The sequence below is a fragment of the Cohnella terricola genome (genome assembly GCF_007786475.1).
GTDB classification, from domain to species: domain Bacteria; phylum Bacillota; class Bacilli; order Paenibacillales; family Paenibacillaceae; genus Cohnella; species Cohnella terricola.
Genome location: NZ_VNJJ01000003.1, coordinates 269,319 through 280,880, shown reverse-complemented (window position 1 = coordinate 280,880; position 11,562 = coordinate 269,319). Strand labels below are relative to the sequence as shown.

The following is an 11,562-nucleotide window of genomic DNA, read 5'->3' as shown; positions in this document are numbered from 1 at the left end:
TCTTTCTTATTGTCGAAGCTTTAGCGGCTTCATGCGGAATTCCCTTGGGCTTACTCCATAATAGGAGCTGAAATGACGGGTGAACGGATGTATGGAAGGATAGCCAAGCTTCTCGGCGATCACGGTAACGCTGGCATCGCTCTCCTGCAGCAGTTGAGCTGCTCGACGCATGAGCTGCTTATGCTGGTACGCCTTGGGCGTGAGTCCGGTCTCGCGCAGGAACAGCTCGTGAAAATAGGTTCGCTTAAGGCCGCAGCTTTGCCACCAATCGGCGACAGGCTCCCGCAATTCCGGGTTGGAGTCGAGCTTGGCGAGCAGCCGGACGATACGATAATCGCTCGGCTGTGGCGTATGAATGGCGTTGTACCATCCGAGCATCCAGGAAAAGAATAGAGAGTTCACTGCTTCCGTTCGGTAAAGGCTTATTTCTTCAAACTGCTTTACGATCGTCTGGAACAAGTCGAAAAGCAGAGGGTACGTCTGCAACGAAGAGACGCTAGGCAATGCATCGAGCTCGGAGCAAGGCATAACAGGCGTGCCGGTATGCGATTCATACCGTTCTGGATAGCGGTAAAATATTCGGTTCAGCGAACGCGGTCGCTCTTGTTCCCACAGGTCGAAATACAGATTAAACGACGTCAGAGGCTGACGGGGAGAGATGTGGAACGCGTGGGGCTGCCCTGGTCGCAAGAAGACGATCGTTCTTCTGTTGATCGGATAGCGTTTGCCGTCGACCTCCATCTCGCCAGGACCATCCGGAAATAGATGAATCGCATAGACATTGCAAGTGCGTAGTTTTTCGTTCGAGCTTCCGTCGTAAAGATACGTCATACAATCTCCGACATAGGGGGTCATGTTCGTTAGCTTGTCCATATGATACCTCCTGCGCAGTCTATCAGATACGAATGAAGACCGGATGAATTAATAAATAAGTGGATAGATCGTTAAATACGAAATCTGATTAGAATGATACTATGAAAGCGATTTTATGGGAAGCGTTACTCGTTTAGATTTGCGGATTTTTTATATCATTGCGAAAGAAGGCGACGAACCACATGAAGCTCTTCTACGACAGTCCGGCAAAAGGATGGACGCAAGGATTACCAATCGGAAACGGCAGTCTCGGTGCCATGGTGCAGTCGGACACGAAATCGGAGATTTGGACGATAACGGAGTCGACGTATTGGTCGGGCAACCGTGAACGCACGCCGAGCCGGTCCGATGGCAAGCGAATTCTGGATCAGATTAGGGAGAGGTTCTTCGAGGGCGATTATCAAGAAGGGGAGCGACTCGTATCAGAGCTGCTGCAGCCGAACAAGGGGAATTTCGGCACGAATATGCAGATGTGCGACGTGCGCATCGTATTCGATCACCTCGGGGAGCAAATAAATCGGGAGCTGGATCTGGAGAACGCGGTCGTGCGCGTTACGTATTTTGCGAACGGATGCCACTATGAGCGGGAGACGTTCGCATCGCATCCGGACGGTGTTATCGTATCCCGTATTCGGGTGAAAGATAGCCGACGGTTGTCGTTCGAGTTAGATGTCGCCGCGAGTACGGAGGCGTTTGTCGTCACCGCGTCGGATAGCGGTGATAGCTTGAATTTCACGAGCAAGGCGATCGAAACGATTCACAGCAACGGCGAATGCGGCGTTGAGATGAGCGGATTGGCGCGTATCGAAGTTCGTGGGGGCACAATTCGAGCCGAGATGGGAAAATTGATCGTTCGCGATGCGGATGAGGCTTATATCATACTGTCCGTATCGACGGACTATGGACGTGGAGGAAACGAGTGGAAGGACGAGCCGGCTCAGCGAGTCGCGAAGGCGGCTGCGCTCGGATTCGAAAGCTTGCGAGAGGCGCATATCGAGGATTACCGCCGTCTGTTCGCAAGGGTGGCGTTAGACCTCGGCGCGTCGGCAGACGACAGGGAGAACCTCCCTTTGGATCGCCGCCTGGCGATGATGCGAGACGAAGGTGGCGCCGCCTACCTCAAGGATACTCAACTATTCGCGCTTTTCTATCAATTCGGGCGATACTTGACGATCGCTGGATCGCGCGAGGATTCACGGCTTCCGATGCATCTGCAGGGAATATGGAACGACGGAGAAGCGAACCGGATGGCGTGGAGCTGCGATTACCATCTGGACGTTAACACGGAAATGAACTATTACCTTACGGAGACCTCCAATCTGGCAGAGTCTCATGAGCCGCTGTTAACTTTCTTGGAGCGGTTAGCCGAGGATGGGCGTACGGCGGCAAAAGATTTTTATGGCTGCGATGGTTGGGTTGCGCATGTATTCACGAACGCTTGGGGTTTCACGGCGCCGGGCTGGCACTATTCGTGGGGGCTTAACGTGACTGGCGGGCTCTGGTTGGCCATGCAGCTCATCGATCGTTACGAATTTGGTTGCGAAGATGCATACTTAAGATATCGGGCCTATCCGGTGCTGAGAGCCGCAGCCGTATTTTACCTCGATTACATGACTCTTCATCCGAAGAACGGATATTTAGTGACCGGACCATCGAACTCTCCGGAAAACAGCTTTATCCCAGTTAATGAACCGAATATGTCCCGCACGATGTCGATGGGTCCGACGATGGATACGATGCTTGTCAGGCGGCTCTTCATTTTCTCCATTGAGGCGTCCGAGAAGTTGGGCGTGGACACGGAGCTTAGGGAACGCATGATCGATGCGCTCGCTAAGCTACCGCCACTTGCGATCGGGCGACAAGGTCAGTTGCAGGAATGGCTAGAAGACCATGAAGAGGCACAGCCGGATCATCGGCATCTGTCGCATCTGTATGGACTATATCCAGGCAACGAAATCACGCCCGATCTCACGCCTGAACTTGCCGCTGCTGTATGTAAGACGTTGGATAATCGCCAGAACGCTTCGGAACTAGAGGATGTTGAATTTACGCTGGCATTGTTCGCTGCCGGCCGCGCCCGCTTACGGGACGGAGACGAAGCGCGCAAGCAACTCGCCTACTTAATCGGGGAACTGTGCTTCGACAATTTGATGACGTTCTCCAAGCCCGGAATCGCTGGAGCGGAGACGTATATCTTCGTAGCCGACGGCAATTTCGGCGGGTCGGCGGCAATCGGCGAAATGCTGCTCCAAAGCCATGCGGGAGAAATTCATTTGTTGCCGGCAATGCCAGCTAGTTGGCATACGGGCCGTTATTCCGGTCTGCGGGCAAGAGGCAATGTCGAAGTTTCCGTAGAATGGAAAGACGGACGCCTAATAGAGACATCGGTGTATGCGATGTCTCCGATTAGGACTCATCTTCGTTATGCGGACAAAACAATTCCATTGGTGATGGCTGCAGGCGATCGATTGACGTTTGATGGAGAATTAGAGGTAAAGCATATTCATTAACCCGTAAACTCCTGAACCCATTCTCCGTTATAATAAGCGATGCCAATGTGAGTATAACTGTTATTCATGATATTGGCTTTATGCCCAGGGCTGTTCATCCAATCGTGCATGACCTGGGTGGGGGAGGGTTGTCCATTTGCAATATTTTCTCCAGCCGAATTATACGTAATTCCGTATTCCTTCATCATATCGAAGGGGGAACCATGCGTCGGGGAGTTATGATCGAAATATTTGTTGTTAAACATATCCTGAGCCTTGGCCATCGCCATTTTCGACAACTTGTCATCCATGCTCAGAGCGCTTAGACCGGCTTTGGATCTTTCCTGATTGACTAAATCCAGCACCTGGCTCGCGAATTGCGATGAATCACCTGTCGGAGTTTGTCCAGCTGTGCCAGCAGGGGGTTGTCCAATGTCGTTCGGGATTGAAGGTTTAGGCGTAGTTTGGCCTGCTGGGTTTGCCGGATTGGCAGGGTTTGCTGGTTGAACTGGAGGCGCTATTGCCGGATTCCTGTTTTGACCTGGAGCCGCGGGATTTCCGATAATATTCAATAAATCTCCAACAACATCGTTCGGGGTTCCATTCGTCGAGTAAGTTTTGTAGGAATTCCCATTCCTTGTCGTCGAGGTGGACGATGCCTGGGTAATCACTCGTTTAGGTGCAACGGTATGGGGTGGAGTAAGCACTTTTGTTTGGTGATAGGGTACTTGTTGGGGCGTTATTCCATTAGGAGCAGCATTGTTATTGGACATACAACCTGTCAACGCCAACAATAAAGCTGAAACCACGTACTTTTTCACTAGGAAACCTCCTGGGAGCATTCAATTGTATGTTCTCTATAGATTTCCTTCAGCATTCATATTTATTCGAGGGATCAGCAGGACTTTCCGAACTCAATGACCGCATCGCGTCCTCCCCAAAATGGTAAAATGAACTTATCATGACACTAACGATAGGTGAGGAGGCAGCTAATATGGACTTGGGATTGAAGGATAAGATTGCGCTTATTACCGGCGGAAGCAAAGGCATTGGGCTGGAGACGGCGATTACACTGGCGTCGGAAGGTGCCAAGGTGGCGATCGTCGCCCGGAATCTGGAGTCGCTCCAGACTGCAGCGAAGCGTATACGAGAGGAGACCGGGGCTGAAGCGTTGATCCTCTCTGCAGATGTCTCAGTTGAGCAAGAGGCGCGCGGCGCGGTGGAAAAAGCGGTGCGGCATTTCGGCGGACTAGACATTCTGGTCAACAATGCCGGGACGTCGGCGGCGAAGCCGTTCGAAGAGGTCACGAGCGAGAGTTGGCATAGTGACCTCGATCTGAAGCTGCTGGGGCCGGTGAATACCTCCAAGGCCGCAGTGCTTCATCTACGCCAACGCGGAGGCGGTGCGATTCTGAATGTGACGGCGATTAAAGGCAAGGCGCCTTCCGCTTCGTCTCTGCCTACATCGGTCAGCCGGGCGGCGGGACTGGCGCTTACGAAGGCAATGAGCAAGGATCTGGCCGCTGACAATATCCGAGTCAATGCAGTGTGCATCGGCCTGATCCGCAGCGACCAGATCGAGCGCAATTGGAAGGCGGTTGCACCGGAGCAGAGCTGGGAGGAGTTTGCTAGAAATCCTCGTCACGGGATTCCGATGGGTCGGATTGGCCAGACGGAGGAAGCTGCCAAAGTCATCACCTTCCTAGTCTCGGAGGCGGCGTCGTATGTAACGGGAACGGCCGTAAATATTGACGGTGGTTCATCTCCAGTGTTGTAAAGAATCAGAAGTACCACAAAAAGGTTGGGTCAGAATCGACTTCTGCTCAACCTTTTTTCTATATTCCTTGACAGGAATATTCCTATTCATTTATATTTGAGTCGCAGGATGAAAGATATCCTGGTTAAAGGAGATGATTAAAATAAGATTTGCTTGAATTTGCAGATCTAAAAAAAGCCATAACGTGATTGAATAAATTTTTGCGCTAGACCCGAAAATGATTCCAATAAGGAGTGTTTAAGATAATGATTAACAAAATTGGCCAAGTGATGTTGTATGTAAATAACCAAGAAGCGTCCAGAGATTTCTGGACAGAGAAACTCGGGTTCGAGGTCATCGCGGATGAAACCAACGGACCGATGAGATGGATCGAAGTCGCTCCTAAGGGTGCAGCTACGAGTATTGTTCTTCATAGCAAAGAACTCGTTGCCAAGATGAACCCTGGTATGAATCTCGGTACACCATCAATTATGTATTTCACGGATAATTTCGATGCATTGTACAGTGATCTGAAGAATAAAAATGTCAAGCTTGGTGACATTGTGGAAATTCCTTCTGGACGAGTCTTTAACTTCGCAGATGAAGAAGATAATTATTTTGCCGTAGCGGAAAAGAAATAAGGGAGGGTCGTCGATAAAAGCCGAAGAAGCCGCGGCAAGCGCGGCTTCTTCAACCTTTCATCACTATTGCACTCGGATCAGATTCCACTTCTGGGCGTCGGTGCCATTGTCCGTCCAGATTTGCACGTTCGTGCCGTTGTCCGTGCCCGCAGAGGCGACGTCCAGCGCTTTGCCGCTGTTCGGGTTGATAAGCTTGTAAGTGCCGTCCGCGTTCCGGGTGATATTCCATGTCTGCGCGGCATTGCCCGAGTCCGTCCAGACCTGCACGTTTGTCCCGTTAGCCGTTCCGATTCCCTCAACGTCGAGCGCGAGGGTGCTATTCACGTTAATCAATTTGTAGGTACCGTTCGCGTTGCGGTAGATCGTCCATTTCTGAGCGCCGGTGCCATTGTCTGTCCAGATTTGAACGTTCGTGCCGTTCGCCGTTCCGGCGCCCGAGACGTCCAAGGCTTTACCGCTTTTCGGATTGATCAATTTGTACGTGCCGCCGGATACGATATCGCCAGGCGGATTCGCGACATCTTGATAAACTCTGACGTAATCGACGTACATTTTGGACGGGAACGGGGTCGAGGCGTTCGGAGAGCCCGGCCAATTGCCGCCCACCGCCATGTTGAGCAGTAAAAAATGCTCCTTATGGAACTCTTCTGTCGAATTGATATTGTTCGCGATATTGGCTTCCCGGAACTGGACGCCGTCTACGAACCATTTGATCGCGCTTGGCGTCCATTCGATGGAATAGACGTGGTATTGGGTCACGTCGAACGATTGGCTGGGTCCGCCGTACGAGACGTGACCGTTGGCATCCCAATGGATAAATCCGTACGTGTTGTTTTCATTATTGACGTGTTCCATAATGTCGATCTCGCCGCTTCTGGGCCAATTTACCGTTGCGATGTCCGCGCCGAGCGTCCAGAACGCAGGCCAGAGTCCCTGTCCATTCGGCAGCTTGATTCTCGCTTCGATCCTTCCGTATTTGAAGCTCTTTTTTCCTTGGGTTTTCAAGCGGGCCGAAGTGTAATTCATTCCCCCGTAGGATTCCCGCTTCGCCTCGATCACGAGATTGCCGTTCTCGATCCGGGCGTTATCCGAGCGGTTCGTGTAATATTGCAGTTCATTGTTGCCCCAGCCTCCGCTGCCTGTACCGATTTCAAATGCCCAGTTGTTGGTGTTGATAGTAGGCCCGTCGAATTCGTCGCTCCATACGAGCGTATAAGCCGCGTTAGCCTTGGGAGCAGGGAACAATGCCACCACGAGCGCTGCGAATAGAAGAATGAAGTACGTCTGCTTGCTTTTGATCAATCGAATCATCATAAATCCCTCCTAGGTAATTTGGTTTTCAAACGATCTACCCGATTGCACGCCATTCTTATCCGGATTCGCCTCCTTCAGAAGAGAATAATAAAGCGCTTACATTAATAGTTTATCATGAACTAGAGCATTCTAAAAATAGTGATTAATTCCTATTTTAAACAGTTTATACAGGATGTTATACGCTGTGGATTATCGAAAGGGCACCAGGAGCCGTGAAACGATTGAATAACGAAACGGGAAAAGGCTTCCCGGATCGTCATCGATCGGTTGGAACAGAGAACTCGACACGGCAATTTACATGGAAAGCTTGAATATGATCTTTGGATTCTTTCGATAAATCTGATAAGCACTGATCGACATGTGGGTGAATAAACAACTACGGAAGAATTTATTAGTCTTGATTTAATCCAATCAAATTGATGCCTATAGTAAAGAGATAAATACAAAGGTTCTTGAAAAGTAAATTCCATAAAGTTATGGGCGCAAAAGCAACAATTGTGCAGCGACACAAATTTAGTCTATATTGCTTTGCTTTAAAATAGCTATTTTTAGAATTAAATGGACTATATTTACGTCATAAATTTTACGACATAAATATAGTCCGATTATATAATTGCGACAGAAATATGGTCACTTTCTCTTCTATGATAGGTTGTAATTCCCTCAGTATAACTTTCTAACTTCTTGGTGCCCATAACATGATGGACACACCGACTTTGCAAATAAAAGCACCTATGCAATCATGCATATCCAGTTCTTCTTACCAATATGTACTTTAGACCAGTCATGTCCGCCATTATTTGGTCACAAATGAATGAAATCAGTCAGATATGTAAACAATAATAAAGTCCGCTAAAGGAGAGATAACCAAAATGAAAAAAATAACACTAATTTTATTTCTATTGATGGGAACTAGTATATTCGATTCATCTAGTAATTTAGTCGCTGCAAAACCGATTAAAAGTGATTACCAACAGGATCTTATATTTACTTTAATAAATCCATCTATTTTTAATGCACTAGTTGGGTTTTATGGAACTCCGAAAACTTATGATTTAACTGAATCGAAAATACTTGAAATTGAACGTATTGGCAGTGGATTTAACTTTAGAGTAAAAGTATTAATAGAAACCTATACCGGACCACATAATCCGCCATATGGGCATGAAAAAATAACAATGCAAGTAAATTTGACCTCAGTGTTAATTGAAAAATTTGAGCATACTCAAAGTGATTGAATAAACAATTTGAAAAAAATTAGGAGTTGTCCTAAAAGTCTTCGCATGGTAAGAACGTCCCACCTTTCATGCAAAGGACCTCAATTTCCACTACAAAGTGGGTTATTAATAAATTTATGAGCATTTGTTTGTTGAATCACTTCTATAACTGGGTCAAGATAGCATCCAGAAGAGTATCGACTGGAGAGATTAGGTATTTACCATTTCAATACCAAAACATTCCGTTTGCAATATTAAAAGTGCCACACACAATAAATTCGAAGAGATGGAATTTCATGTATGGATGAAGAAAGGTCAATTATCTATTAGCGATTTGAAGTTGCCATGCCCATACGATAGTGTCAAGAAACGAAGAAATTATTAAGGCTATGATAACAATGATGATGAGGAAAATTCGTGCCAGCTTCGTCAAACGTTTGTTGTGATCAGTAATGAATTAGACTATATTTGTGTTGCAAATACGAAATGGGAATATATTTGTGTCGTGAAATAGACCAAGTTTATGTCGCTCGACACTAAGCGCGTAGTTTAACCAGATTATTAATAGTGACATCTTCACAAAACCCGTATTTTATACATATGTCTATAAAGCGACTGAGATGCCTTGTGTGAATTCTTCTGCTACATAATTGTCGGGTGTCAAGAATTTGTACCGATAAATGTCAAGAATCTGTACCGATTATCTTAGTCCCCCTGTGCCGTTTAAACTGTGTTGTGTTCGCCACATGCTTTTTCTGTACTTAAAATAAAACAAGACGCTCTATTTTGGCGTCTTGTTTTATTTAGATGTACCCCGAGAAAATATTAGCATCACTATTGGTATGTCTGTGACGGCGTTTCTTGACTGTATCAAACGGACATGAGTATTTTAGTTTGCTTAGATCGTTTTCAATCCACCAATGCATCTCAACTGAATTTTGGGATTTACTTTTGTCCGGGACTCGAATTAAGTAGTATGGTAAATCCTTATATTTGTATTGCGGGGGCAGCATATGATAGAAATATACATGTCCCTTATTAATATGCCGCTCTTCCCCTGCAAACTTCAACCAATTATAAAAATGGTTCACGATCAAAAGGTATAACACATGATTTACTACCCATTTTGTTGCTGAGAGACATCTAAACTTAACAGGCACCTCCTCTCGCTCATTTTTGTAATCATTTAGTCTCTCCCACTCAAGCAAAACATGATTCATCTCGTCATAGTCGATTTTAGAAATCGTGTTAAGGTAATTGTATTCGAGCTTAGTATTCACGATTCGATAACTATCAACATCTTGAAAACGATATAATCCTTCAATATGTTTTCTCCAGTGAACATATGCATAAGCATATGGACATATTGGTTCTACATCAACATCAAAATTAAAAAACCTCTTGATGCAGGACTTATGCTTTCTCAAAACCGTTTTCAATAGATGCGAGCTGACCGCATTATAAGTTAACTTTGTACTATCATATATTTCGGTAAATACCTTCTTTTCAAGTTTATCTTTAATTCTATATCGGTCATCGTAGTGCTTAATGGACATTACTTCAGCGTACTCATTTGATAAATTTTCTTGCGACATCACTTTAGGGTTAGCTGTTGCTGTATGTGCGTTTAAGTTGTGCTTTGTGTTATTATTTGGATCAATTATGCTCAACAAATATTTCATTAGATTTGGTTTTGTTTCTGGATCGATCCGTTTGGGAAGAATAAAGGAATTTAATACCTCCCTTTCAACCGACACGAGGGAAAGCCATTTTATTATTGTCTGATCAACTGGTACCGGCTTATATTTGTTCCATAATAAGCAATAATTTTCTTTCGTGTTCATAAAAGTATGGCCGCAGCTGCATTCAAATCCTTTTGTTTTATCACTTAGATTGTACTTAATAGCCATATTGCAACCAGGACAGTAGTTAAGTAACTTTTCATTTGGATGAAACGGACAATAATGCACAAGTTTAAATTGATGAAACAAGCTGTGGTACCCATATTTCAAGCACTTCTTACAATAATAAAGATTGTCTCTTAGCGTCGGCTGACTTAGGATGTGAATGGTTTTTTTCTGTGTAGCAATTATTAGTTTGAAGTCCACTCCAAATACATCCGATAACTTTTCATCGGATAGTTGATTCATATTGCTCAGCTCAGTTACCCATTCGGAAGGATAAATGGGTTTCGAAAGCTTTGCTGAAATAGCTTCACCACCAAACGTTGTGAGGATATCTTTCATGTTAGCTGTGTTTGCGTATTTAAACTTCTCAAATATGCTCCATTCAGATTCATATGGTTTTAACCACGATGAATCCCAGGAATACTGAAGTGCCGGTTTATTGCTTTCCATATGTATCACTCAGTCCTTTGTTCTTTGAATACTCATCAAACCCAGACTGCAGTATTGATTTAATAATTAACTCTTCGATGTGTTGAATGCTTAATGGCTGCCTATATTGACTGAAAAAATAGGTGAGTGAGATCATCAAATAGTTCATTGGTAGTTCTAAATCCCGTTGATGTTGTTTCCATATTGCTAAAAACATTGTATAAATCACTTGCATAGTTTCAGCTGGAAATGAATTAACATCTTCCCCTTGTAATATTGCTAACCGTTTGAAAAGAAGTGTAAATTCACTCACATCCTTTAGTCCGATAAAGCGGTGAGTGTTATCTTTTATATATCCAATATTCTCTAATTGGTTAGGACGGATGAAATGGATAATTTTTGTTACTTCCATTCCACCAATCATAATCAGCGAAACAGTAATTCTAGATTTTTGAATCTCTCCAATTGCTTCGTTAAGCCAGAGCAGTGAAGTACGTTCCAGTTTGTGAGTACCGTCAATAAAAAGAACGATTTGTTTACGTACTGTCATTGTTCCCTTATAAATTAAAAACCTTATGAAACGTTCTCGACCACGATTGTCTCTAGAGTAGGCTGTTAAAGCATGTCCGACATCTAAAAGAAATTCACCCCAAAAAGCTCCTTCATTATTTGTAGCTGATGTACGAGTCAATAATGTGAAGATGGGCAAATTACCTTGGTATTCTTGATTTAGATTTTGAACCACATAATTTAACGCACAGGTTTTACCCGCGAAATTATTCCCGTATACCCGTCCGCCTTCCATAGCTGCTATCCATTCTTTACACTGCTCTAATAGATCTTCAATAGACTGTGTTGGCAAGATGAGACTGGATGAAGTAAAGGTATCCTCTTTCTTAAAAATCACTTCCTTCCCCATAACAAGTCCTCTTCCTT

Annotated in this window: 9 protein-coding genes; 4 read left to right on the top strand and 5 right to left on the bottom strand. The window is 45.3% G+C overall.

The annotated features are described in order from the left end of the window. Window positions 1-6: 6 nt before the first annotated feature. The gene (locus tag FPZ45_RS06970) at window positions 7-873 is read right to left on the bottom strand and encodes a helix-turn-helix transcriptional regulator (RefSeq protein ID WP_144699805.1); all 867 of its coding nucleotides are present in this window, start codon (window positions 871-873) and stop codon (window positions 7-9) included. A gap of 182 nt (window positions 874-1,055) precedes the next feature. Between FPZ45_RS06970 and FPZ45_RS06965 the strand changes: the two genes are divergently transcribed. Next, complete coding sequence (locus FPZ45_RS06965) at window positions 1,056-3,383, top strand: glycoside hydrolase family 95 protein (RefSeq protein WP_144699803.1); 2,328 nt, start codon at window positions 1,056-1,058, stop codon at window positions 3,381-3,383. Here the strand turns inward: FPZ45_RS06965 and FPZ45_RS25675 are convergent. Continuing rightward, window positions 3,380-4,183 (bottom strand): CAP domain-containing protein, encoded by an 804-nt coding sequence (locus FPZ45_RS25675; RefSeq protein WP_246120347.1) that lies wholly within the window; start codon window positions 4,181-4,183, stop codon window positions 3,380-3,382. The two genes, FPZ45_RS06965 and FPZ45_RS25675, sit on opposite strands and share 4 nt — an antisense overlap. 173 nt (window positions 4,184-4,356) lie before the next feature. Here FPZ45_RS25675 and FPZ45_RS06955 point away from each other — a divergent pair, with 173 nt between their 5' ends. Together FPZ45_RS06955 and FPZ45_RS06950 are read left to right on the top strand one after the other, a co-directional pair. Further along, window positions 4,357-5,139: an SDR family NAD(P)-dependent oxidoreductase gene (locus FPZ45_RS06955; protein ID WP_144699801.1), complete on the top strand. Its 783-nt coding sequence runs from the start codon at window positions 4,357-4,359 to the stop codon at window positions 5,137-5,139. Window positions 5,140-5,384: 245 nt separating this feature from the next. Continuing rightward, on the top strand, window positions 5,385-5,759 hold the full coding sequence (locus tag FPZ45_RS06950) for a VOC family protein (RefSeq protein ID WP_144699799.1): 375 nt from the start codon (window positions 5,385-5,387) through the stop codon (window positions 5,757-5,759). A 63-nt stretch (window positions 5,760-5,822) separates the two neighbouring features. Here the strand turns inward: FPZ45_RS06950 and FPZ45_RS06945 are convergent, their stop codons facing one another. Beyond that, a complete protein-coding gene (locus FPZ45_RS06945; RefSeq protein WP_425456964.1) occupies window positions 5,823-7,073 on the bottom strand; it encodes an RICIN domain-containing protein in 1,251 nt (416 codons plus the stop codon). A gap of 872 nt (window positions 7,074-7,945) precedes the next feature. On the opposite strand from FPZ45_RS06945, the gene FPZ45_RS06935 reads away from it, so the two are divergent. Continuing rightward, window positions 7,946-8,311 carry a DUF3888 domain-containing protein gene (locus FPZ45_RS06935; RefSeq protein WP_144699797.1) on the top strand — a complete coding sequence of 122 codons (366 nt, stop codon included), beginning with the start codon at window positions 7,946-7,948 and terminating at the stop codon, window positions 8,309-8,311. Window positions 8,312-9,093: 782 nt separating this feature from the next. On the opposite strand, the gene FPZ45_RS06930 is transcribed toward FPZ45_RS06935, so the two are convergent. Together FPZ45_RS06930 and FPZ45_RS06925 are read right to left on the bottom strand one after the other, a co-directional pair. Beyond that, window positions 9,094-10,647, bottom strand: coding sequence for a TniQ family protein (locus FPZ45_RS06930; RefSeq protein ID WP_144699795.1), 1,554 nt, complete (start codon window positions 10,645-10,647; stop codon window positions 9,094-9,096). Further along, window positions 10,634-11,545 carry a hypothetical protein gene (locus tag FPZ45_RS06925; RefSeq protein WP_144699793.1) on the bottom strand — a complete coding sequence of 304 codons (912 nt, stop codon included), beginning with the start codon at window positions 11,543-11,545 and terminating at the stop codon, window positions 10,634-10,636. The genes FPZ45_RS06930 and FPZ45_RS06925 overlap by 14 nt, the downstream gene beginning before the upstream one ends. Window positions 11,546-11,562 lie beyond the last annotated feature (17 nt).

Excerpts from the sequence above, each read along its gene's own strand:
- FPZ45_RS06970 (WP_144699805.1), bottom strand. The coding sequence starts at position 873 with ATGGACAAGCTAACGAACATGACCCCCTATGTCGGAGATTGTATGACG.
- FPZ45_RS06965 (WP_144699803.1), top strand. The coding sequence starts at position 1,056 with ATGAAGCTCTTCTACGACAGTCCGGCAAAAGGATGGACGCAAGGATTA.
- FPZ45_RS06955 (WP_144699801.1), top strand. The coding sequence starts at position 4,357 with ATGGACTTGGGATTGAAGGATAAGATTGCGCTTATTACCGGCGGAAGC.
- FPZ45_RS06950 (WP_144699799.1), top strand. The coding sequence starts at position 5,385 with ATGATTAACAAAATTGGCCAAGTGATGTTGTATGTAAATAACCAAGAA.
- FPZ45_RS06945 (WP_425456964.1), bottom strand. The coding sequence starts at position 7,073 with ATGATGATTCGATTGATCAAAAGCAAGCAGACGTACTTCATTCTTCTA.
- FPZ45_RS06935 (WP_144699797.1), top strand. The coding sequence starts at position 7,946 with ATGAAAAAAATAACACTAATTTTATTTCTATTGATGGGAACTAGTATA.
- FPZ45_RS06930 (WP_144699795.1), bottom strand. The coding sequence starts at position 10,647 with ATGGAAAGCAATAAACCGGCACTTCAGTATTCCTGGGATTCATCGTGG.
- FPZ45_RS06925 (WP_144699793.1), bottom strand. The coding sequence starts at position 11,545 with ATGGGGAAGGAAGTGATTTTTAAGAAAGAGGATACCTTTACTTCATCC.